Genomic DNA, 21,859 nt, shown 5'->3' with positions numbered 1-21,859 from the left:
GCTAGCCATCTTTGCTGGGGAATGGCTGCGAATATTCACTGGATATTTGGTCCATTACCCAACAAAGATATTCGGCAGCAAGCTGCCCCATGGGGGTTCGTGAAATGCCATCCTTGGCATTTCACGGTCGTGGGAGCCGATCTCTGTTCCCTCTTCTTAAGCACCGAGTTCTCTGCAGGGCGCTCCCACAGGCGACGCCGCAGCAGAGGGGCGAATGAAGGGTTCCACTCCAGCGACCATCACATGACAGGACGTCATGTGCTGAGCGTCGCAGGGATGCGGTTCAGCGTGTCGGTGGAGTAGAGCTTTCGTTCGACCTTTACAGGACAGCTAAACAGATCAGTTAGTTTTACAGATTGGTATATTTCTGCACAAACTCTGGCACAGGTCTGTGGGGTATTGGCAGCTGGTCGGCAAAAAGAGGGACATTTGAATGAAACCGCGAACACGCGGGGCGGTGTACGCCGCCCCGGCGGGGGTTACAGTGCCTGTTTAACGTAAAGATCGAAGCGGTTGTTTTTGGTTTCAATCTGGGCCGAGGGTTTCACCTCGTTGAGAAAGCCGGCGTAGCCGGGTCGCTTCACCACCACCCGCGCCCGCGCCAGTTGCAGCGCCAGCGGCAACAGCGCATCGGCGTCTTCGTCCGGGCCCACCAGCGAATGAAACACCCGCATCTCTTTCTTGACCAGCGCCGCCTTTTTCTTGTGCGGAAACATGGGGTCCAGATACACCACGTCCGGCTGCTGTTTTATGTCGGCCAGGGTCTGGCCGAAGGGCAGCAGTGTCAGCCGCTCACCAATCCAGTCACCGATTTCCGGATCCTGCGCCGCCCGGCGCAGGCCGTCGGCCAGCAGCGCATGCACCACCGGATGACGCTCGCACAGAATAACCTTGCAGCCCAGTGACGCCAGCACGAAGGCATCTCGCCCCAGGCCGGCGGTGCCGTCTACCACGGTGGGCATGTGCCCATGCTTGAGGCCCACGGCTTTGGCGATGCTCTGGCCCCGGCCGCCGCCAAACTTGCGCCGGTGCGCGACCGCCCCTTCGGCCAGATCCACATACACACCGCCCAGCTTGGGTTCGTCCAGCTTGCGCAGTTCCAGCCGCCCCTCGGTCAGTACCAGGGCGAAGGGCGCGGCGGCGGCCACGCCCTGCATGGCCAACGTCAGTTGGTCGGCTTGCTGCTGCAGCTCGGGGTCTTCCAGCACCACACTCAGGGGGATCAGATCATCACTCATCGATAGTTACCATTAAAAACGGCTGGCACAGGGCCAGCCGTCGAGTCTCATCAAACCGGGTAAAGGCATGTTCGGCGCCTCTCAGGCCCGGTCATTATGACCGGGCTGACTGCATTGAACAAATGACGCCGTGCCTCAGGCGGTAATGCCCGAGTGCCGCAACAGGGCATCGATTTTCGGCTCCCGGCCACGGAACTGCTTGAACAGTTCCATCGGCTCCTTGGAACCACCCTGCTCCAGAATGGCATGCAGGAAGTCGCGCCCGGTTTTGGCCGAGAACACCCCTTCTTCTTCAAACCGGGAGAAGGCGTCGCTCGACAGCACTTCGGCCCACTTGTAGCTGTAATAACCCGCCGCATAGCCGCCGGCAAAGATATGGGCGAAGCTGTGCTGAAAGCGGTTGAACGCCGGTGGCGGCAGTACCGATACGGTTTTGCGTACCTCGTTCAGAATCTGCTGCACCCGGCCCGGCGTGGCGCCGTTGGAGGCCATGTGCAGGCGGAAGTCGAACAGGGCGAATTCCAGCTGGCGCAGCATCATCAGCGCCGAATGGAAGTTGCGACCCGCCAGCATGCGCTCCAGCAAGTCGGCCGGCAGCGGTTCACCGGTTTCATGATGGCCGGAAATAAACGCCAGCGCCTCGGGCTGCCAGCACCAGTTTTCCAGGAACTGGCTGGGCAGCTCGACCGCATCCCAGGCTACGCCATTGATGCCCGCCACCCCGGCCACGTCGACCTTGGTCAGCATGTGATGAATGCCGTGACCAAATTCGTGGAACAGGGTCTCGACTTCGTTGTGGGTAAAGAGCGCCGGCGTATCGCCCACCGGGCCGTTGAAGTTGCAGGTGAGATAGGCCACCGGTTTTTGCAGGCTGCCGTCTTCGCGGTAGCGGCGACCGATGCAGTCGTCCATCCAGGCACCACCGCGCTTGTTGGCGCGGGCGTACAGGTCCAGATAGAAGCTGCCGCGCAGTTCGCCTTCTTCATCATAGATGTCGAAGAAGCGCACATCCGGGTGCCATACCTCTACCCCGAAGCGCTCGACCACCTTGACCCCGAACAGGCGCTTAACGGTCTCGAACAGGCCGTGTACCACCTTGTGCTCGGGGAAGTAAGGGCGCAGTTCTTCATCGGAAATGGTGTATTTGTGCTGCTTGAGCTTTTCGCCGTAATAGGTGACGTCCCAGGCGTTAAGCTGCTCTATGCCGTGGTGCTCGCGGGCAAACTCGGTCAGCTCGGCCAGATCGGCCTGTCCCTGGGGGTAGCTGCGCTCGGCCAGCTGGTTGAGGAAGTCCAGCACCTGCTGTTCGTTCTCGGCCATCTTGGTGGTCAGCGACAGCTGGGCGTAATTTTCATAACCCAGCAGCTCGGCCAGCTCCTGCTTGAGCGCCAGAATCTCTTCAATGGTGGCGGTGTTGTCGAACTCGCCGGCATTGGGGCCCTGATCCGAGGCCCGGGTGCAGTAGGCGCGGTACAGCTCTTCACGCAGGGCCGCATCGTCGGCATACATCATCACCGGCAGATAAGACGGAATGTCGAGGGTAAACACCCAGCCGTCCAGCTCGCGGGCTTCGGCCTGCGCCTTGGCGGCGGCCAGCGCCGACTCGGGCAGGCCGGCCAGCTGGTTTTTATCGGTAATCTGTTTGGTCCAGGCCTGGGTGGCGTCCAGCACCCGGTTGGAGAAGCCGGATGCCAGATCCGACAGCCGGGTTTTGATGGCGCCAAAGCGTTGTTTTTGCGACGCTTCCAGCGCAATACCGGACAGACGGAAGTCACGCAGGGTGTTATCCACTTCCTTCTGCTGGGCCAGGCTCAGTTTCTTGAAACTGTCGCGCTCCGCCAGGCTTTGATAGGCCTCGAACAACCCCTCGTGCTGACCCATCCAGGTGTGGTACTCGGACAGCAGCGGCAGACAGGACTCATAGGCCTGACGCAGCTCATCGCTGTTCAGTACGCTGTTGAGATGGCTGACCGGTGACCAGATGCGGCCGAGGCGATCATTCACCTCTTCCAGCGGCGCGACCAGGTTGTCCCAGGTGAAGGCGTCATCGCAGGCCAGCACGGTTTCGACCCGCTTCTTGCTGTCCGCAATGGCGTGCTCTAATGCCGGCTTTACCTGTTCCGGTTTGATCTGGCTGAACGGCGGCAGGCCGTCCATGGTCAGTAGCGGGTTGGTCATGTGCTGTACCTCTTATTGTTTTGGCCACCGCCTTGCCTGCGGGCAAGGGTGGGAATACCCCTAACATGGTGATAATGACGACAATGTTCAAGCTTTTCATGCGCCAAGCGCCCTGTAGCGCATCGGAATGGCTATTTACTGACCGCCTTATTCACTAAAACTTGGTGTACAATCGGCCGACAGCGTTAATTGACCCCCACTTATTCCAGGGAGCAGACATATGGCACAGCATTTCGACTATATCGCCATCGGTGGCGGCAGCGGCGGCATCGCCTCCGCCAACCGCGCCGCCATGCACGGTAAAAAAGTAGCCTTGATTGAAGCCAAAGACCTGGGCGGCACCTGCGTCAACGTCGGCTGCGTACCCAAAAAAGTCATGTGGCACGGCGCCCAGATTGCCGATGCGGTCAAGCTTTATGCCGCCGATTACGGCTTTGATGTCGAACTGAAGGGCCACGACTGGTCGAAACTGGTTGAAAGCCGCCAGGCCTATATCGGCCGTATTCACCAGTCTTACGACCGGGTGCTGGGCAACAACAACATCACGGTAATCAAGGGCTTCGGCCGCTTCAAGGATGCCCATACCCTTGAGGTGAACGGCGAAGAAGTCACCGCCGATCACATTCTTATCGCCACCGGTGGCGAGCCGATCATTCCGCACATTCCCGGTGCCGAATACGGCATCGACTCCAACGGTTTCTTCGAGCTGAACGAGCAGCCCAAGCGGGTAGCGGTAGTCGGTGCCGGCTACATAGCGGTAGAACTGGCCGGAGTAATGAACGCCCTGGGTTCCGAAACCCATCTGCTGGTGCGCAAACACGCTCCGCTGCGCAACTTCGACCCGCTGCTCACCGACACCCTGGTGGAAGTGATGGCCAGCGAAGGTCCGCACCTGCACACTCATTCCGTGCCCAAGAGCGTGGAAAAACAGAGTGACGGCAGCCTGACCCTGCATCTGGACAACGGCGAGCAGCTCAATGTGGACTGCCTGATCTGGGCCATCGGCCGTCGTCCGCTAACCCAGAGCCTGAACCTGGAAGCCGCCGGTATCTCGGTCGATCAGCACGGCTACATCAAGGTCGACGAATACCAGAACACCACCGCCAACGGCGTGTATGCGGTGGGTGACAACATCGGCTATGTAGAGCTGACCCCGGTGGCGGTAAAGGCCGGTCGCCAGCTGTCGGAGCGGCTGTTCAACAACAAGCCCGACGCCAAAATGGACTATGACCTGATCCCCACCGTGGTATTCAGCCATCCGCCCATCGGCACCCTGGGGCTAACCGAACCCGAAGCGCGCGAGCAGCACGGCGACGACCAGGTGAAGGTATACACCTCGTCCTTTACCGCCATGTACACCGCCGTGACCAGCCACCGCCAGCCCTGCAAGATGAAGCTGGTGTGTGTGGGTGACAACGAGAAGGTGGTAGGCATTCACGGCATCGGCTTCGGCATGGACGAAATTCTGCAAGGCTTTGCCGTGGCGGTGAAAATGGGCGCCACCAAAGCCGACTTCGACGCCTGTGTAGCCATACACCCGACCGGCGCCGAAGAATTCGTCACGATGCGTTAATCGATTGATATAGAAAGTAAAAGGCCGAGCGATTGCTCGGCTTTGTTGTTTTAAACCATTAAACCGATGTCCGCTTTCGGTACTCGATAAAGGTCGAACAAAGGGTCCGCTCCGCTGACTCGCTCAAGCACATCCATGTGACGCTCAGCACATGACATCCCTGTCATGTGATGGCCGGCGGAGCGAATCCCTTTGTCCTCCCTGATGATCTGGTGCCGTCTGTTGGTCCCGTCTGCCGGCAATTCTCCATTCCAACTTTCAACCCGATCTGCCTATGACAAGGCTTCATATGGACTTCTTTTTAATAGAGCATCACGGGGTTCAGGTCTTTCTTTTTCCCCTGCTGCCCCTGTCTTCCCACTCAAGTTTTTTGCTGCATAAGGCAAGAAGCAAGACCAGACCCCAAGTACCTACAGTGCGGCTCACCGAGTCAGCGCAACAAACTGAAACGGGCCAGTTGGAACGACGATTACCGAGCTCAGTTATTCTTTGGTTAAATTAACAGCAAAGTATGCTCCCGCCCTGTGGCTAGAACCGCTTGAATGTTCATGTGGGAGAGTAATAAAGTTTCATACTAAAAAGTCTTCTGCAGCCAATTCCGTGGCTTTGGATACGAGCTGAATTTTAAAAAAGTATCATACTAAAGCTATGGTTATCGAGGCGTGTCCGTTAAAGCGGTGATATCCAAGTCGCATTGGTTTTTTTAGTTGAGAAAGAATTAACGTCAGTTACGGAGGTGATATTTACCACTAAGCGAGGTTTTCAATTTTTTATTACAAATCACACGTATAACATCACTTCGTTCGACCCTCTCGAAAACTTGTTCCTTAGTGAATTTTCCATCCTCTACAAGTGTTAACCATCGCTTTTCGGCATTATCTTTAGCTATTCTCATATTAATACCATCCGCAATATCTTTGTACATATGCTCACCTACGTCTTTAGGTAAACTAACCAAACTGTACATGAAACAATGGGACATTCCATCTAAGAACTCTTTAACTATAATATTTGCCTCCTCATCACTTTTACCTTCAGCATTCAGTTCTTTATGCATGTGCCCCCCCGAAAACTGAAAGCATATATTGTGAAACATTACGATTAAATCGCTGTTCAAGCTCAGTGTACTCGTCAGCATTGAGAATATTTGGAATTAAAAAAGGATAAATATATAAACATGCCTCATATGATACTCCATCTAGAAACATTGAAAACATCCATACAAAAATTAGCACATAACCAAAGTGTAAAGAATTCCCCTACACTTATAAGCTTCTTCAACTTAGTAAAGGACTGATTTAAGCAGCTAACCCATCAATAACCGGCGCAGCTTTGCTCCACTCAGCACATGAAAGGTGCATGGTTGATTGATTTTTTGACACTTATCCTTATTTTTTATGTACGTAGCTAAGACGTCAGTTATTATCACTTTGGCCTACACGCCGAAATCCGGTTCACCATATTTCGATTTAAGCTCTTTGATTTTATCCGGATTATTTATGTGAGTTTTCTCTGAAAATGTTTCATTTACATCTGCACCTATAGCACCAATATAACTCTCCTTTCGAACAGTTAAAAATACGCCTTTTGGAGTTTCGTTTTTATCAAACGCATGATCATATCTGATGTTACCTTGGACCCATCCTTTTTCAGTAAGATGTTGCTCTTCCCACTCTTTACTCAAAGACATAATACGCTCCTTGTTACATTGCCGTAGATAGAGTAGTCCTGAGCTTCTGTAGCGTCCAGAAATTGATAAAATTCACATAAGGTCATCACCAGCGCGCACATAACGGGGGCAGGTCTTGATTTTTGCCCCTTGGCCTTTTGATTAGCGCTTTCCACCGGCAACACCATACCGATGAGAGAGGCAGCAGGGATTGCTGTAGCCGACCGTCAAATGCCAGGGACGGCATTTGCCGAGCGCCGCATGGATGCGGGTTAAGCGCGTCGGCGTTAGCAACCCTGCTGCCTCTATACATACGCCCAGCCGTCAGCGTTCCCCCATGACCTATACTTCAACCGCGTGAAGCATTTGTCGAGGAGGATTTGTTATGCCGGCCCAACGATTACAACAATATCTGGATCAACAGGGGGTCAAATATCGGGTCATTACCCATTCGCCGGCGTTTACCGCCCAGGATGTGGCCGAAGTCGCCCATGTACCGGGCAGGGTGATGGCCAAGGTGGTGATCATGACGCTGGATGGTCAGATGACCATGATAGTGGTGCCCGCCCCCAAGAAGATTCATACCGACACCCTGGCCCAGGCGCTGTCGGCACAGGAGGTGGCCTTTCTGCATGAAAACGACTTTCGCGAGAAATTTCCCGACTGCCAGGTCGGCGCCCTGCCGCCCTTTGGCAACCTGTATGAAATGCCGGTGTATATCGACACCGAACTCGCCCATCAGCAAGAAATCGTGTTCAGTGCCGGCAGTTACCGCGAGCTGTTCAGCCTGCCCGTGAAAGACTACCTGAAACTGGTTCAGCCCAAGCAGTTTACCGACTAGCTCAGGCGTGTGCCGCAGCCAACAAAAAAGGCCGAGCAACAGCTCGGCCTTTTTTGTTTAGTCTTTTTCTTACCGCTTAAAGCTTACGGCTTAAAGCTGGTTTTAGTGGTGGTGACCACCTTCACCGTGGGCGTGGCCGTGCTCCAGCTCTTCTTCGGTGGCGGCACGTACGCTGACCACTTCCAGATCAAAATTCAGCGTCAAACCGGCCAGGGGATGGTTCATGTCCACGTCCGCCATAAACTTGCCGACCTTGGCTACCGTTACCTGGCGCTCGCCCTGCTCGGTGTGCACCGTGGCCATCATGCCCGCTTTCCACTTCTTGGCACCGTGCAGATGCTTGACCGGTACGCGCTGGATCATGTCGTCTCTACGCTCGCCGTAACCTTCTTCCGGGGTCAGGGTAACGCTGAAGCTTTCGCCTTCTTCCTTGCCGGTCAGCGCTTTTTCCAGGCCTTCCATCATGCCGTTATGGCCATGTAAATAGGCCAGCGGCGTGTTGCCGACGTTGGTGTCCAGCACCTGGCCGTCTTCACTTTTCAGGGTGTAGTTGAACTGTACTACGGTGTTGTCTGCAACTTGCATCGGTTAGTCCGCCTGTGTTGAAAAAACAGTATCAAAAAATAAGTGGCGCGCATGATAGCAGATACCGGCCCAACACATTCAAGCACTGCCTTTTTTTGCTGCATTTCGCGGCGCTTAAGTCTGGCTTAAGATTGCCCCGTTAAGCTTTCTCATAACGTCCAGAGGAGGCCGTTATGAGTATCTACATTCGCCCACCCTATACCATGCAGATCGCCACCACGCCCGAACAGGTTACTAGCCTGCAAACGTTTATCGGCGACGCTTATCTGCGCGAATTCCGCGCCCGCATTCCACACTTTCTGCCGCTGCTGATTGGCCTGTACCGGGCCGACGATACCCTGGTGGCCGCCTGCGGCCTGCAACTGGCCGCCACCGGCCCCCTGTATCTGGAACAGTATCTTGACCTGCCGGCCGAACAACAACTGGCCGCCATACAGGATGACGCCCCCCGTCGTGATGGCATCGCCGAAATCGGCAACCTGGCCACCAGCGCCCCCGGCAATGGTCGGCTGATGTTCGCCGCCATGTGCCAGCTGCTGTATCAGCAAAACATGGAATGGGTGATGTTTACCGGCACCCGCAAGCTGCGCAACAGCCTGCGCCGCCTGCAACTCAGCCCAATTACCCTGGCGGCGGCCTCGCCGGCACGGGTGGGCGATCACGCCGACCACTGGGGCGACTATTACCAGCATCAGCCCATGGTCATGGCCGGTCGGCTGGCCGAAGGGCGCAATATTCTGTCGGCCAACAGCCTGCTGCTGCCGCTGCTCGCCCCCACTCCTTCACTGCACGGCGCGGCCGATGCGAGGGCCTGGCAATGAATTCGCTGTTGCAACGGCTGGTCGAACTGGCACAAACCCATCCGCACACCCTGGCCCTGAGCGAAACCGGCCGCCAGCTGACTTACGGCGAACTCTGGCCCGCGCTGCAGCAACAGGCACAACACTTATCGCAGGCCGGAGTACAACGGCTGGCACTGCAGCTGGATAACGGCATCGACTGGGCATTGCTCGACCTGTCCTGCGCCCTGGCCGGCATAGTGGTGATTCCGGTTCCCGGTTTCTTCAGCGCCGAACAGCGCCGCTGGCTGCTGGAAAGCAGCGGCGCCGATACCCTGGTCGGCCCCGCCGTCGAGGGCTGGCAACCAAGCACCCTGCTGCCCGGTCTGCCCTGCTGGCGCCAGCAGCCGACAGTGGTGCCGCCGCTGCCCGCCGGCACCGCCAAAATCACCTATACCTCGGGCACCACCGGTCAGCCCAAGGGCGTTTGCCTGAGCCTTGAGCTACAGGTCACCACAGCACAAGCGCTGGCGCAGAGTGTGGCTTCCAGCCGGGTTGAACGGCACATGACGCTGCTGCCGCTGGCCACCCTGCTGGAAAATCTGGCCGGTCTGTATGTGCCGCTGCTGCTGGGTGCCGGCGCCTGCCTGCCCGGTCTGGCCGAGGTGGGCTTCACCGGCAGCAGCCAGCTGAACCCGGCCCGACTGGCCGCCGCGCTGGCACGCTGGCAGCCCCACAGCCTGGTGCTGGTGCCCGAGCTGCTGCGCTTGCTGCTGGTGATCTGTCATCACCAGCCGCAGCTGGCCCACTCGCTGCGGCTGGTGGCGGTGGGCGGCGGCAAGGTGGCTCCCGCCCTGCTGCAACAGGCCAGCGCCATGGGTATTGTGGCGCAAGAAGGTTACGGCCTGTCGGAATGCGGCTCTGTGGTGGCGCTTAACACCCCCACCGCCAACCGCCCAGGCACAGTAGGTCGCCCGCTGCCTCATCTCAGAGTGCGCATCGCCGACGACGGTGAAATCTGCGTGCGCGGTGCCACCATGCTCGGCTATCTGAGTGGTGGTTCGGCCAGCGCCGACCTCGGCTCGGAGATAGCGACCGGTGATCTCGGCCGGCTCGACGCCGACGGCTTTCTGCACATCACCGGGCGCAAGAAAAACGTGCAAATCACCGCCTTTGGCCGCAACTTTTCGCCGGAATGGGTAGAAGCCGAAGCCCAGGGCTGCTCTGCCATCGCCCGACTGGTGATCATGGGTGACGCCCTGCCCGCCAATGTGGCGCTGGTGCAGCCGGTGCCCGGGCAGGAAGCGGCGCTGGCCGAGCAAATTGCCGAACTCAATCACCGCCTGCCCGATTACGCCCGCATTCATCACTGGCTGGTGCCGGAACCGTCACTGGCCGCCACCGGCCTGCTTACCGCCAATGGTCGACCCCGGCGCACGCTGATCCGCCAGGCCTTTGCCACGCAAATTCAACACCTCACGGGAGTATCCGCATGAGCTTTTACCTACAGCTGCAGCACGGCACCGCCACCGAACGGGAATACCTGCTCAGCGCCCCTATCATTGCCGCCTGCCAGCGCGGCGACATCGCCCTCAACAGCTACGTCGCCTTTCTTACCCAGGCCTACCACCATGTTCGTCATACGGTGCCGCTGCTGATGGCCTGTGGCGCCCGCCTGCCCGCCAGCCACGAATGGGTGCGCGAGGCACTGGTGGAATACATAGCAGAGGAAGTTGGCCATCAGGAATGGATACTCAACGACATTAACGCCTGTGGTGCCAATGCCGAGGCGGTGCGCCACGGCCGGCCCGGCGCCGACATCGAGTTGATGGTGGCCTTTCTCTACCACCAGATCGATCGCGGCAACCCCATGGCGCTGTTCGGCATGGTGCAGGTGCTGGAAGGCACCAGTGTGGCCATTGCCCTGACCGTGGCCGAACAGCTGCAACGGGGGCTGCAATTGCCGGAGCAGGCCATGAGCTACCTCAGCTCGCACGGCGCCCTGGATCAGGAACACCTGCGTTTCTTCGAAAGCCTGATGAACAAGGTCAGCGAGCCCGCCGATCAGGCGGCCATCATTCATGCCGCCCGCATCGTGTACCGTCTGTATGGCGACATGCTGCGCGCGCTGGAGGTCGGTGATGAGGCTGCGTGATAAAACCGTACTGCTGACCGGTGCCAGCGGTGGCATTGGCGCGGCGCTGGCGCAAGAGCTGGCCGCCGCCGGTGCCCGGCTGTTGCTGCAGGGCCGGGATCGCACGCGTCTCAACCGGCTGCTGGCCGGACTGCCTGAGCCGGGGCAACACAGCATAGTGGTGGCCGACCTGCTGCGGACAGAGCAAAGGCCAGCCCTGCTGCAGGCGGTGCAGAAGGCCGGTGGTCTGGATGTGCTGATCAACAACGCCGGCACCAGTCATTTTGCCTGGCTGGAAGATCAGGCGCAGGAGCAGATAAGCGAGCAGCTGGCGCTTAACCTGACCGCGCCCATTTTGCTGACCCGCGAGCTGCTGCCCTGGCTGCGGCGCCCGGGCCTGGTCATGAACATCGGCTCGGCCTTTGGCGGCATCGGTTATCCCGGTTACAGCGTGTACTGCGCCGGCAAGTTCGGCCTGCGCGGCTTTAGCGAAGCGCTGGGCCGGGAGCTGGCCGACAGCCGCATCAAGGTGCTCTACTTTGCCCCTCGCGCCACCCGCACCACCCTCAATTCAAGCCGGGTATACGACCTGAATCAGGCCCTGGGTAACCACACCGACAGCCCCGAACTGGTGGCAGCCCAGGCGATGATGGCACTGCAAAAAGAACAACGGCAACGCTGGCTGGGCTGGCCCGAATGGCTGCTGGTACGGGTGAACGCCCTGTTCCCCGGCCTGCTGGACCGTGGCCTGGCCAAACAAACCGCCGTGATTGCCCGCTACGCCGAACACCATTGTGACAAGGAAGCAAAATCATGAAAAACGTCATTTTATTCAGTCTGCTGCTGGCTACCCCTCTGGCGCAGGCCGCCGACCGGCTTGAGCCCATTCAGCAACAGTGGGCCCACTGTCAGTATCAGCTGGTGGACGATCGGCGCGAAGACTGCCTGGCCGCGCTCAGCATCAAGGCGGATCTGGCCAGCTCCGCCAACCCCCAGCGCACCGATCTGCTGATTTGGTCGGCCATCGTCAAAAGCACCTGGGCCGGCGCCAGGGGCGGGCTGGGCGCACTCAAGCTGGTGAAAGATGCCAAAAGCCGGCTGGAGCGGGCACTGAAGCAGGATGACAAGGCGCTGGACGGCTCGGCCTACACCAGCCTGGGCTCGCTCTATTATCAGGTACCGGGCTGGCCGGTCGGATTTGGTGACGACGACCAGGCCGAACAGTTGCTGCGCAAGGCACTGGTGGTGAATCCCGATGGCATTGACCCCAACTTTTTCTACGGCGACTTCCTGTTGCAGCAGGGCAAGGCCAGTGAAGCGAAGGCATATCTGAACAAGGCGCTGCAGGCCGCACCGCGTCCCGGCCGGGAACTGGCCGATCGGAGTCGACGCAAAGAGATTGAACGGCGCCTCGAGAGCCGATAACGTAGCTGGCCGGGTTGATCCTCAAACCACATAACCGGTCGACAGGGAATAGTGATGCGCGTATTGCTGGTGGAAGATGATTTGATGCTGGGCGATGGTCTGGTCGATGCCCTGCGCGGCAGCGGCTATACCGTCGACTGGCTGACCCGCGGCCTGCCGACGCTGGACGCGCTCAAGAACGAGGAGTTTGCCGCCCTGATCCTGGATCTCAACCTGCCCGATATCGACGGCCAGCAGTTGCTGCTGCGCCTGCGCAAGGCCGGACACCGGCTGCCGGTGCTGATCCTCACCGCCCGCGACGACCTTAACGACCGGGTACGCGGGCTGGACGGCGGCGCCGATGATTATCTGGTCAAACCCTTTGCCCTGCAGGAACTCAATGCCCGGTTGCGCGCCCTGGTGCGCCGCAGCCAGGGGCAGGCCCAGGCGCGGGTGCAGCACGGCGACATAGAGCTGTGCCCCGACTCTCACCAGGCCAGCTACCGGGGCGAGCCGGTCAAGCTCACCCCTCATGAATACAAGCTGTTGCAGGAGCTGGTGTTCAATGCCGGCCGGGTGTTCAGCAAGGAGCAGCTGGAACAGCGGCTGTACGGCTGGGAGCAAACCGCCGCCGGCAATGCGGTCGAGGTACATATTCACCACCTGCGCAGAAAATTCTATCCGGATCTAATCCGCAATATTCGCGGCGTCGGCTATATCGTCGAACGGCTGGCGAGCTGATGCGATCCATTCGTCGTTTTCTGCTCGCCGGGGTGCTGCTGGTAGTCAGCGTCAGCCTGGGACTGTCGTCGCTGGTCGGCTACCTGGATGCCAGCCACGAGCTGGAAGAACTGTTCGATGCCCGCCTGGCCCAGTCGGCCCGCATTACCGACCGCCTGCTAAGCGATTATCTGCTGCATGCCGAGACGCTGCCGCCGGCCGGCACCGTTTATGAAGACTGGCACGGCGGTCAGACACCCGCCACTCCCGCAGAAGAGCAGGACGAGGAAGCCACCGCCCTCGGGCATGAATATGAAGGCAAGCTGTACTTTCAGTTGCTGGGTGCCGGCGGGCAGCTGTTGCTGCGCTCGCCGTCGGCACCAGGCAACCCCATTACCCGCCCCGCCCCCGGCTTTGCCACCATTGCCTATGGCGACCATCACTGGCGCATCTTTACCCTGCACGACCTGGATACCGACCGCTGGCTGATTGTGGCCGAACGGGACGATGTCCGCGGCGAACTGGCCAGCAAGCTGGCGCTGCGCGCCATATTGCCGCCGCTGCTCACGCTGCCGCTGTTGCTGTGGCTGCTGTGGCGGCTGGTGGCCCGCGGCCTGCGCCCGCTGCAACAACTGACCCGTGCCATCGGCCAGCGCCACCCGACCAACCTGAGCCCGCTGACCACCGCCGACAAGGTGGTGGAGCTGACCCCGCTGACCGGCGAGCTGAACCGGCTGATGCTGGCCCTGGCCGACACCCTGGCGCGGGAAAAGCAGTTTACCAGCGAGGCGGCCCACGAGCTGAAAACCCCGCTGGCGGTGCTGCGCATTCATATCGAAAATGCCCTGGCCGCCGACTCGGTGCAATCGCAGCAAGGCTCCCTGTACAAGGCGCTGAAAGCACTGGGCCGCAGCGACCGCCTGATACAGCAGCTGCTGACCCAGGCCCGGCTCGACAACCAGCAGGCCGCCGAGCAAACGCCGCTGGCCCTGCAGCACCTGTTACGCGATACCCTGGCCGAGCTGGCCCCGCTGGCGCTGGAAAAACAGCAGCAACTCGGTCTGTCGGCCGACATCGAGGCGCCCTTTTACGGCCAACCGGTGCTGCTCGGCTTGCTGTTCGGCAACCTGATCGACAACGCCATTCGCTACACCCCGAACGGGGGCGTGATTGAGGTGAGCCTGGAACGGCTGCCGGGGCAGTATCTGGTAACCATCGGCGATAACGGGCCGGGCCTCGATGAACAGCAGTTACCGCGAGTGTGGGAGCGCTTTTTTCGCGGCAACCCGCAACAGGGCGACGGTGCCGGACTGGGCCTGGCCATAGTGCGGCGGGCGGCGGCGTTGCATCGAGCCCAAATCACGCTGGATCGGGCGCCCGCCGGTGGCTTGCGGGCCCGGGTGTATCTGCCGGCGCCGCCAGCAAATTGAGCGCTGTGGGCGATTCGGATACACTGCCAGTCAAACCTATCCGCCGAGAAGCAGTGTCGCATGTCAAAATCGCAGGACAGTATCCGCATCATCAAGAAGTACCCCAACCGCCGCCTGTATGACAGCCACACCAGCAGCCACGTCACCCTGGTCGATATTCGTCGGCTGGTACAGGAAGAAGAACCCTTTCAGGTGGTGGACGCCAAAAGTGGCGACGACATTACCCGCAGCATTCTGCTGCAGATCATTCAGGAAGCGGAAAGCGACGGCGACCCGATATTTTCCAGCGACATGCTGAAGAACATCATCCGTTTCTACGGCCCTTTTCAGGGGGTGCTGGGCAGCTATCTGGAAGAAAGCATTCAGTCGGTGATCGACATTCAGACCCAGACCGGCGCCCAGTCTTCCCAGGCCTGGACCCAGTTCATGCACAGCCAGGCGCCGATGATGCAGGACATGATGCGCCAGTATGTGGAGCAGTCACGCAACCTCTACCTCAACACCCAGAACATGTTCGGCCTGTTCGGCGGCTTCAACCAGCCCGATAACAAAAGCGACAACACGAACGACGATACCGGGAACGCGGATAATAAAGACGAAAAAAAAGACGATAAGGAGTAATCCTTATCGTCTGAACGAACTAACCGCTGTTATTTGTCGTTTTTGTTAATCAGTTAGCCTTGGCTGAACCACGTGCGGTTTTTGCATTGCTGTTGGCGTTGCTGGCGTGCTGCGCAGCAGCATTGGTGGCGGCACTGATGCCTTTTTCGGCGTTTTCAGCAACCTGACGAACCGCTTTCTCCGATTGCTCGGCAGCCTGCTTGACGGCCTTGTCGGCGATGTCACTGGCATTCTTGGCCGCTTTTTGGGCCTGATCATAGGCTTCGTTGGCACTGGTTACCGCGGTCTTCAGCGCGGTAACGGCAGACTCGGTACCGGCGGGGGCATGGCCTGCCAGCTGATCAATCGCCTGATTCAACTGCTCGCTACCGGCGGCAATTTGCTGCTCGGTAAACTCGCCTACTTTCTGCTGGGTATCGGTCAGCACGGCCAGTACTTCACGGTTGAAAGACAATTGACGATCCAGCACGGCGGTCGGGCTGAAGAAGGCGCTTTGCAGCTCGCACAAATCCTTGATGTCGCGCACGGCCAGCAGCTTGCCGGCATAGTCAAACTGAGCGGCACCCAGCTCGGTCAGTGAATCCTGCTGCAGCTTGCCCAGCTTGGTGGCGCTGGCGAACAGGTTGTTGGTCAGACCCTGTACCAGGTTCAGGTTGGTTTGCTGGATGTTTTGCAGTTTATCAAAATCGAACAATGACATTTTTTATCTCCTGAAGAATGGAATGGCTCTAGGCCCGGTACGCCAGCAAGAAAAACATCATCACTCCACTTTCTTGGCTTCGGCGCACACCACTAATATTGCACTGCACAAAAGCCGTTTACAAGATCTTTTTTGTGCGCCGCACAATTCAAATTCGTACTCGGTCAAGTCCAGTGCCTGCAGCAAAGCATCGCAGTGGCAGATGACCGCAGCATGACAGGAGTTCGGCTATCGCCCCACTCCCACGGCTTCCCTCTTCCCGTCATGTTGCGGCCCAGCCTCAGGTCGACATCAACTGCCGGCGCCTGACCCGCACAAGCTGCCAAAAGCGAACTAGACTAAGAAGGCTCGCACTCAACGTATCTTGCGGTATTGCACAAGATTTATGGGGCGTCATTTATATAAAAAAACGGGTTAATTGTTCACACAATTGTAATCAAACCTGTACCAAATGTTTGTTTGGTAATATTATTGTTACCATCCGTGCGCCGGTGGTAGCTTCGCTCCCGGCTTCTGCGCTCACCCAGCCACACCCGGAACATCCGTTCCCACGTCGGTAGCGCAGCAATAAACTCCTTTAAAAACAAAAAATAACGACAAAATAGTCAGGTGCGATAACAGGCTGATTCGTTTTAACAATTTCCGTATTGTAAAAATGATTTCCAAAAACATGTTGATCGTCACAGTTTTTTTTGTATCATCAAGCTAAGGGTTACGTGGTTGTTAATCGCCCCACCAAGCGAAACTGCGTGCCGAATATCAGGACAACCAACAACGGTGCCGAGAGCACCTCAGATGAATGGATACCGATTATGGCTAAAATGAAAGCAATCGAGGCAGTCGCCAAAATCCTTGAGCTGGAAGGTGTAACTAAAGCCTTTGGCGTTCCCGGCGCCGCGATCAACCCCTTCTACGCAGCACTGCGTGGCCTGGGTACCATCGAGCACGTACTGGCCCGCCACGTTGAAGGCGCCTCTCACATGGCCGAAGGCTATACCCGTGCCAACCCGGGTAACATCGGTCTGTGTATCGGTACTTCCGGCCCTGCCGGTACCGACATGATCACCGGTCTGTACTCGGCCATGGCTGATTCCATTCCCATTCTGTGCATCACCGGCCAGGCGCCGCGTGCTCGCATGCACAAAGAAGACTTCCAGGCCGTAGACATCGAGTCTATCGCCAAGCCGGTCACCAAGTGGGCCATCACAGTACTGGAGCCGGCTCAGCTGATCGGTACTTTCCAGCAGGCGTTCCACATCATGCGCTCCGGTCGTCCGGGTCCCGTGCTGATCGACATGCCGTTCGACGTGCAGATGGCCGAAATCGAATTCGATGCCGAAGCCTACCAGTCGATGACTGCCTACAAGCCGGCTGCCAATCGCATTCAGATCGAAAAAGCGCTGACCATGCTGAACGAGTCAGACAAGCCGCTGCTGGTTTCCGGTGGTGGTGTTATCAACGCCAACGCCGATGCCATGCTGACCGAGTTTGCCGAACTGGTTAACGTGCCGGTCATCCCGACGCTGATGGGCTGGGGCACCATTCCCGACGATCACGAGCTGATGGCCGGTATGTGTGGTCTGCAGACTTCACACCGCTACGGTAACGCCAACATGCTGGCATCCGACTTCGTACTGGGTCTGGGTAACCGTTTCGCCAACCGTCACACCGGTTCTGTTGATGTTTACACCAAGGGCCGCAAGTTCGTCCACGTAGATATCGAGCCGACTCAGATTGGTCGCGTATTCTGCCCGGATCTGGGTATCGTATCCGACGCCGGCGCCGCTCTGGAGCTGTTCATCGAAGTAGCCAAAGAGTGGAAAGCGGCTGGCAAGCTGAAAGATCGCTCTGCCTGGGTTGCCGAGTGTCAGGAACGCAAGCGCACCATGCAGCGCAAGACCAACTTCGACAACGTGCCGGTTAAACCGCAGCGCGTATACCAGGAAATGAACAAGGTCTTTGGCCGCGATACTACCTATGTATCCACCATCGGTTTGTCTCAAATCGCCGCTGCCCAGTTCCTGCACGTGTATAGCGCGCGTAACTGGATCAACTGTGGTCAGGCCGGCCCGCTGGGTTGGACTATTCCTGCCGCTCTGGGTGTTTGTGCTGCAGACAAGTCTCGCAACGTCGTCGCCATTTCCGGTGACTACGACTTCCAGTTCATGATCGAAGAACTGGCCGTTGGCGCCCAATTCAAACTGCCGTACATCCACGTACTGGTAAACAACTCCTACTTAGGGTTGATCCGTCAGGCACAGCGTGGCTTCGACATGGACTTCTGTGTTCAGCTGTCGTTCGAAAACATCAACTCTCCCGAGCTGGGCGAGTACGGCGTTGACCACGTGAAAGTGGTTGAAGGCCTGGGTTGTAAAGCCATCCGCGTATTCAAGCCGGAAGAAATCGCTCCTGCCCTGGAACAAGCCAAGAAGCTGATGGCCGAGTTCTCTGTACCGGTAGTGGTTGAAGTTATCCTCGAGCGCGTTACCAACGTCTCTATGGGCGTTGAAATCGACGCCGTCAACGAGTTTGAAGCACTGGCAGAAAAAGGCCTTGACGCCCCGACTGCTATCTCTCTGCTCGACTGATAGTGACATGAAGCCCGGTCACGCGACCGGGCTTGTTCTTGCCCCCAACTGAACAAAGGACATCGCAATGCCGAAATTAGCTGCCAACCTGTCGATGCTGTTTACCGAAGTCGACTTTCTGGATCGTTTCGACGCCGCCGCCAAAGCCGGCTTCCAGGGTGTTGAATACCTGTTTCCCTATGACTTCTCTGCCGAAGAGATCAAGGCCAAACTGGACGCCACCAGCCTGACTCAGGTGCTGTTCAACCTGCCTGCCGGTGACTGGAACGGTGGTGAGCGCGGTATCGCCTGTCACCCGGATCGGGTAGAAGAATTCCTGGCTGGCGTAGACAAGGCCATTGCATACGCCAAGGTACTGGGCAACACCCAGATTAACTGCCTGGCCGGTATTCAGCCTGCCGGTGTGTCTTACGAAGAAGCGGAAGCGACCTTCGTGGCCAACCTGAAGTTTGCTGCCGACAAGCTGGAAGCAGCGGGCATCAAGCTGATTGCCGAAGCGATCAACACCCGTGACATTCCCGGCTTCTTCCTGAACAACACGCAGCAGGCGCTGGATATCATCGAGAAAGTGGGTTCCGACAACCTGGCTTTCCAGTATGACATCTACCACATGCAGATCATGGAAGGGGACATCATCCCGACCATCGAGAAGAACCTGGGCATCATCAACCACATTCAGCTGGCTGATAACCCGGGCCGTCACGAGCCGGGCACCGGTGAACTGAACTACCACAACATCTTCGCGTTCCTGGACAAAGCGGGTTACCAGGGTTGGGTAGGCGCCGAGTACAAGCCGGCCACTACCACCGAAGAAGGTCTGGGCTGGTTGAAGACCCACGGCGTAGTCTGAGTCTCGAACATCTGATTTCTCCTGGCGTCGGTAGTGCCGGCGCCGCAAGACAAGAGGAAAAGAACATGAAAATTGGTTTTATCGGTACCGGTATCATGGGCAAGCCCATGGCTGCCAACCTGCAAAAAGCGGGTCACACCCTGTATTTCTCCGAGCATTACAACAAGGCTCCGGCCGACCTGCTGGGTGACAACGGCATTGCGCTGGCCACGCCGGCTGCCGTTGCTCAGGAAGCAGAAGTCATCATCACCATGGTGCCTAACACGCCTCAGGTTGAAGACGTACTGTTCGGTGCCAACGGCGTTGCCGAAAGCCTGACCGCCGGCAAGATCGTGATCGACATGTCTTCCATCTCTCCGATCGCCACCAAGGAAATCGCCAAGCGCGTAAACGAAACCGGTGCCGATTACCTGGATGCTCCGGTATCCGGTGGTGAAGTGGGCGCGATCAACGCCGCGCTGACCATCATGGTGGGTGGCGAGCAGTCCGTCTTCGACAAGGTCAAGCCGCTGTTCGACGCCATGGGCAAGAACATCACCCTGGTCGGTGGTAACGGCGACGGTCAAACCACCAAGGTGGCCAACCAGATCATCGTAGCGCTGAACATCGAAGCCGTTGCCGAAGCGCTGGTATTCGCTTCCAAGGCCGGTGCCGATCCTGCCAAGGTGCGTGAAGCACTGATGGGCGGTTTCGCTTCTTCCAAGATCCTGGAAGTACACGGCGAGCGTATGGTCAAGGGTACCTTCGACCCGGGCTTCCGTATTGCCCTGCACCAGAAAGATTTGAACCTGGCGCTGAGCGGCGCTCGCGAACTGGGTGTCTCTCTGCCCAACACCGCCGGTGCTCAGGAACTGTTCAACACCTGTAACGCCCTGGGCGGTGCCGGTTGGGATCACTCCGGCATGGTCAAGGCGCTGGAGCATCTGGCCAACCACAACATCCGCGGCGAATAAGCCTTTACCGGTTCGCGACCTTTAGGCTTCGGTCGCGAATCGGTCTGAATCGGGGCAGGCATCGGCAAGCGCAGACTTTCACTCAGGGGGCTTTGTGTTAGTTCTTGATTGCCGATTGTGCTGCCCCACCTCTATAAGCGTAAAATAACGACAGCCGTTTTTTCAGGAGTATTGCAATGGATATCCACCCCAAGGAGTTGTTACAGCAGTTATTCGACAGCGCCGTTGCGGCCGCCCTGCCCAAGGGTAACCTGGCCGAATACCTGCCCAAGGATACTCGTCAAAAAGCCGTTGTCATCGGTGCCGGCAAAGCTGCCGCATCCATGGCTGCCGAACTGGATGCCATCTGGGAAGGTGAACTGTCCGGCATGGTCGTGACCCGCTACGATCACGGCGCCCCGTGCGAACGCATCGAGATCATCGAAGCCGCCCACCCGGTACCGGATGATGCCGGTGAGCGCGTGGGTCGTCGCATGCTGGAGCTGGTTTCCGCCCTCGGCGAAGACGATCTGGTGATTTGCCTGCTGTCCGGTGGCGGTTCTTCTCTGCTGAGTCTGCCGGCGCCGGGTCTGACCCTGTCCGACAAGCAGTCCATCAACAAGGCGCTGCTCAAATCCGGTGCCGCCATCGATGAAATGAACTGCGTGCGCAAGCACCTGTCCGGCATCAAGGGTGGCCGCCTGGCCGCCGCCACCTACCCGGCCCGCCTGATTGCCCTCGGCATCTCCGACGTGCCCGGCGACGAGCCGACCGTGATTGCCTCCGGCCCCACCGTGGCGGATCCGACCACTTCGGCCCAGGCTCAGGCCATTCTCGACAGCTACGGCATCGACGTGGGCGAGCATGTGCGCAGCTGGTTGCAGAACCCGGAGTCAGAAACCGTCAAGCCCGGCGACGTACGCCTGAACAAGGCCGAGTTCCACATGATTGCCACCCCGCAGGATGCTCTGGACGCCGCGGCCGCCAAGGCCCGCGAGCTGAACATCACGCCGCTGGTACTGGGTGACTGCATCGAAGGTGAGTCACGCGAGGTGGCCAAGGTACATGCCGCCATCGCCAAGCAGATTCAGAAATGTGGCCAGCCGATTCCGGCGCCCTGCGTGATTTTGTCCGGCGGTGAAACCACGGTAACCATCAAGGGTAACGGCCGCGGCGGACGCAACAGCGAATTCACCCTGAGCCTGTTCAACGAACTCAAGGGCCAGGCCGGTGTTTATGCCCTGGCGGCCGATACCGACGGCATCGACGGCGTGGAAGACAACGCCGGCGCCATTATCGACCCCGAGCTGTTCACCCGGGCGGAAGCGGCCGGACTGAAAGCCGAAGAGTACCTGGCCAACAACGACAGCTACGCCTTCTTCTCTCAGCTGAATGCCCTGGTGGAAACCGGCCCGACCCGCACCAACGTCAACGACTTCCGCGCCATTCTGGTGTTGCCGAAGTAATTCACTTTGATATAAAAATGACCGCTCCAATCAGCGGTCATTTTCCCTACTCTTTATCCCCGAATACCAGCCACATCAAGCTTCGGCCCGGAATCCGCAAATTAAAACCAACCGAGCCATTTCTCATAATGGCATATTAAGCAACAAGATA

20 protein-coding genes are annotated in these 21,859 nt (G+C 58.3%); 14 read left to right on the top strand and 6 right to left on the bottom strand.

Annotated features, from left to right (window positions below; translation table 11 throughout):
• Positions 1-479 precede the first annotated feature (479 nt).
• Positions 480-1,238, bottom strand: coding sequence for a class I SAM-dependent methyltransferase (locus ABD827_RS08525; RefSeq protein ID WP_344964082.1), 759 nt, complete (start codon positions 1,236-1,238; stop codon positions 480-482).
• Between the two features lie 135 nt (positions 1,239-1,373).
• The gene (gene prlC / locus ABD827_RS08520) at positions 1,374-3,416 is read right to left on the bottom strand and encodes an oligopeptidase A (protein WP_344964080.1); all 2,043 of its coding nucleotides are present in this window, start codon (positions 3,414-3,416) and stop codon (positions 1,374-1,376) included.
• 220 nt (positions 3,417-3,636) lie between these two features.
• Here prlC and gorA point away from each other — a divergent pair, with 220 nt between their 5' ends.
• Positions 3,637-4,989, top strand: coding sequence for a glutathione-disulfide reductase (gorA, locus tag ABD827_RS08515; RefSeq protein ID WP_344964077.1), 1,353 nt, complete (start codon positions 3,637-3,639; stop codon positions 4,987-4,989).
• 724 nt (positions 4,990-5,713) lie between these two features.
• Here the strand turns inward: gorA and ABD827_RS08510 are convergent.
• Positions 5,714-6,046, bottom strand: coding sequence for a hypothetical protein (locus ABD827_RS08510; RefSeq protein WP_344964075.1), 333 nt, complete (start codon positions 6,044-6,046; stop codon positions 5,714-5,716).
• Between the two features lie 378 nt (positions 6,047-6,424).
• Complete coding sequence (locus tag ABD827_RS08505) at positions 6,425-6,679, bottom strand: hypothetical protein (RefSeq protein WP_344964074.1); 255 nt, start codon at positions 6,677-6,679, stop codon at positions 6,425-6,427.
• 364 nt (positions 6,680-7,043) lie between these two features.
• Here ABD827_RS08505 and ABD827_RS08500 point away from each other — a divergent pair, with 364 nt between their 5' ends.
• Entirely contained in the window at positions 7,044-7,499 is a 456-nt protein-coding gene (locus ABD827_RS08500) for an aminoacyl-tRNA deacylase (protein ID WP_344964072.1), read from the top strand.
• 102 nt (positions 7,500-7,601) lie between these two features.
• Here ABD827_RS08500 and ABD827_RS08495 read toward each other — a convergent pair whose 3' ends face one another.
• Complete coding sequence (locus tag ABD827_RS08495; RefSeq protein WP_344964070.1) at positions 7,602-8,084, bottom strand: FKBP-type peptidyl-prolyl cis-trans isomerase; 483 nt, start codon at positions 8,082-8,084, stop codon at positions 7,602-7,604.
• 173 nt (positions 8,085-8,257) lie between these two features.
• Between ABD827_RS08495 and ABD827_RS08490 the strand changes: the two genes are divergently transcribed.
• The 8 genes from ABD827_RS08490 to phaR are packed head-to-tail and all read left to right on the top strand — an operon-like array spanning position 8,258 to position 15,172.
• A complete protein-coding gene (locus tag ABD827_RS08490) occupies positions 8,258-8,905 on the top strand; it encodes a thermostable hemolysin (protein WP_344964068.1) in 648 nt (215 codons plus the stop codon).
• Positions 8,902-10,359 (top strand): AMP-binding protein, encoded by a 1,458-nt coding sequence (locus ABD827_RS08485; protein ID WP_344964066.1) that lies wholly within the window; start codon positions 8,902-8,904, stop codon positions 10,357-10,359. Before ABD827_RS08490 ends, ABD827_RS08485 begins: the two co-directional genes overlap by 4 nt.
• The gene (locus ABD827_RS08480; protein WP_344964064.1) at positions 10,356-11,018 is read left to right on the top strand and encodes an iron-containing redox enzyme family protein; all 663 of its coding nucleotides are present in this window, start codon (positions 10,356-10,358) and stop codon (positions 11,016-11,018) included. The genes ABD827_RS08485 and ABD827_RS08480 overlap by 4 nt, the downstream gene beginning before the upstream one ends.
• A complete protein-coding gene (locus ABD827_RS08475; protein WP_344964061.1) occupies positions 11,005-11,814 on the top strand; it encodes an SDR family oxidoreductase in 810 nt (269 codons plus the stop codon). Before ABD827_RS08480 ends, ABD827_RS08475 begins: the two co-directional genes overlap by 14 nt.
• On the top strand, positions 11,811-12,422 hold the full coding sequence (locus ABD827_RS08470) for a tetratricopeptide repeat protein (protein ID WP_344964059.1): 612 nt from the start codon (positions 11,811-11,813) through the stop codon (positions 12,420-12,422). Before ABD827_RS08475 ends, ABD827_RS08470 begins: the two co-directional genes overlap by 4 nt.
• Positions 12,423-12,476: 54 nt before the next feature.
• Positions 12,477-13,142 carry a response regulator gene (locus tag ABD827_RS08465; RefSeq protein ID WP_344964057.1) on the top strand — a complete coding sequence of 222 codons (666 nt, stop codon included), beginning with the start codon at positions 12,477-12,479 and terminating at the stop codon, positions 13,140-13,142.
• The gene (locus ABD827_RS08460; RefSeq protein WP_344964055.1) at positions 13,142-14,551 is read left to right on the top strand and encodes an ATP-binding protein; all 1,410 of its coding nucleotides are present in this window, start codon (positions 13,142-13,144) and stop codon (positions 14,549-14,551) included. The genes ABD827_RS08465 and ABD827_RS08460 overlap by 1 nt, the downstream gene beginning before the upstream one ends.
• Before the next feature lie 60 nt (positions 14,552-14,611).
• Positions 14,612-15,172 (top strand): polyhydroxyalkanoate synthesis repressor PhaR, encoded by a 561-nt coding sequence (gene phaR, locus ABD827_RS08455; RefSeq protein ID WP_298721461.1) that lies wholly within the window; start codon positions 14,612-14,614, stop codon positions 15,170-15,172.
• A 49-nt stretch (positions 15,173-15,221) separates the two neighbouring features.
• Here phaR and phaP read toward each other — a convergent pair whose 3' ends face one another.
• Positions 15,222-15,872, bottom strand: coding sequence for a TIGR01841 family phasin (gene phaP / locus ABD827_RS08450; protein ID WP_298721458.1), 651 nt, complete (start codon positions 15,870-15,872; stop codon positions 15,222-15,224).
• 812 nt (positions 15,873-16,684) lie between these two features.
• On the opposite strand from phaP, the gene gcl reads away from it, so the two are divergent.
• From gcl to ABD827_RS08430, 4 genes are all read left to right on the top strand, one after another.
• Complete coding sequence (gcl, locus tag ABD827_RS08445; RefSeq protein WP_344964051.1) at positions 16,685-18,460, top strand: glyoxylate carboligase; 1,776 nt, start codon at positions 16,685-16,687, stop codon at positions 18,458-18,460.
• A gap of 67 nt (positions 18,461-18,527) precedes the next feature.
• A complete protein-coding gene (gene hyi / locus ABD827_RS08440; RefSeq protein ID WP_344964049.1) occupies positions 18,528-19,310 on the top strand; it encodes a hydroxypyruvate isomerase in 783 nt (260 codons plus the stop codon).
• 65 nt (positions 19,311-19,375) lie between these two features.
• Complete coding sequence (locus tag ABD827_RS08435; protein WP_344964047.1) at positions 19,376-20,263, top strand: 2-hydroxy-3-oxopropionate reductase; 888 nt, start codon at positions 19,376-19,378, stop codon at positions 20,261-20,263.
• A 176-nt stretch (positions 20,264-20,439) separates the two neighbouring features.
• A complete protein-coding gene (locus ABD827_RS08430) occupies positions 20,440-21,708 on the top strand; it encodes a glycerate kinase type-2 family protein (RefSeq protein WP_344964046.1) in 1,269 nt (422 codons plus the stop codon).
• Positions 21,709-21,859 lie beyond the last annotated feature (151 nt).

This window comes from Oceanisphaera sediminis (genome assembly GCF_039539745.1).
Classification (GTDB): domain Bacteria; phylum Pseudomonadota; class Gammaproteobacteria; order Enterobacterales; family Aeromonadaceae; genus Oceanimonas; species Oceanimonas sediminis.
Note: the sequence above shows the minus strand (reverse complement) of the source record. Positions and strands in the feature narration are given on the sequence as shown.

What these genes read in the sequence shown, in the direction of transcription:
- ABD827_RS08525 (WP_344964082.1), bottom strand. Translation starts at nt 1,238, where the DNA reads ATGAGTGATGATCTGATCCCCCTGAGTGTGGTGCTGGAAGACCCCGAG.
- prlC (WP_344964080.1), bottom strand. Translation starts at nt 3,416, where the DNA reads ATGACCAACCCGCTACTGACCATGGACGGCCTGCCGCCGTTCAGCCAG.
- gorA (WP_344964077.1), top strand. Translation starts at nt 3,637, where the DNA reads ATGGCACAGCATTTCGACTATATCGCCATCGGTGGCGGCAGCGGCGGC.
- ABD827_RS08510 (WP_344964075.1), bottom strand. Translation starts at nt 6,046, where the DNA reads ATGCATAAAGAACTGAATGCTGAAGGTAAAAGTGATGAGGAGGCAAAT.
- ABD827_RS08505 (WP_344964074.1), bottom strand. Translation starts at nt 6,679, where the DNA reads ATGTCTTTGAGTAAAGAGTGGGAAGAGCAACATCTTACTGAAAAAGGA.
- ABD827_RS08500 (WP_344964072.1), top strand. Translation starts at nt 7,044, where the DNA reads ATGCCGGCCCAACGATTACAACAATATCTGGATCAACAGGGGGTCAAA.
- ABD827_RS08495 (WP_344964070.1), bottom strand. Translation starts at nt 8,084, where the DNA reads ATGCAAGTTGCAGACAACACCGTAGTACAGTTCAACTACACCCTGAAA.
- ABD827_RS08490 (WP_344964068.1), top strand. Translation starts at nt 8,258, where the DNA reads ATGAGTATCTACATTCGCCCACCCTATACCATGCAGATCGCCACCACG.
- ABD827_RS08485 (WP_344964066.1), top strand. Translation starts at nt 8,902, where the DNA reads ATGAATTCGCTGTTGCAACGGCTGGTCGAACTGGCACAAACCCATCCG.
- ABD827_RS08480 (WP_344964064.1), top strand. Translation starts at nt 10,356, where the DNA reads ATGAGCTTTTACCTACAGCTGCAGCACGGCACCGCCACCGAACGGGAA.
- ABD827_RS08475 (WP_344964061.1), top strand. Translation starts at nt 11,005, where the DNA reads ATGAGGCTGCGTGATAAAACCGTACTGCTGACCGGTGCCAGCGGTGGC.
- ABD827_RS08470 (WP_344964059.1), top strand. Translation starts at nt 11,811, where the DNA reads ATGAAAAACGTCATTTTATTCAGTCTGCTGCTGGCTACCCCTCTGGCG.
- ABD827_RS08465 (WP_344964057.1), top strand. Translation starts at nt 12,477, where the DNA reads ATGCGCGTATTGCTGGTGGAAGATGATTTGATGCTGGGCGATGGTCTG.
- ABD827_RS08460 (WP_344964055.1), top strand. Translation starts at nt 13,142, where the DNA reads ATGCGATCCATTCGTCGTTTTCTGCTCGCCGGGGTGCTGCTGGTAGTC.
- phaR (WP_298721461.1), top strand. Translation starts at nt 14,612, where the DNA reads ATGTCAAAATCGCAGGACAGTATCCGCATCATCAAGAAGTACCCCAAC.
- phaP (WP_298721458.1), bottom strand. Translation starts at nt 15,872, where the DNA reads ATGTCATTGTTCGATTTTGATAAACTGCAAAACATCCAGCAAACCAAC.
- gcl (WP_344964051.1), top strand. Translation starts at nt 16,685, where the DNA reads ATGGCTAAAATGAAAGCAATCGAGGCAGTCGCCAAAATCCTTGAGCTG.
- hyi (WP_344964049.1), top strand. Translation starts at nt 18,528, where the DNA reads ATGCCGAAATTAGCTGCCAACCTGTCGATGCTGTTTACCGAAGTCGAC.
- ABD827_RS08435 (WP_344964047.1), top strand. Translation starts at nt 19,376, where the DNA reads ATGAAAATTGGTTTTATCGGTACCGGTATCATGGGCAAGCCCATGGCT.
- ABD827_RS08430 (WP_344964046.1), top strand. Translation starts at nt 20,440, where the DNA reads ATGGATATCCACCCCAAGGAGTTGTTACAGCAGTTATTCGACAGCGCC.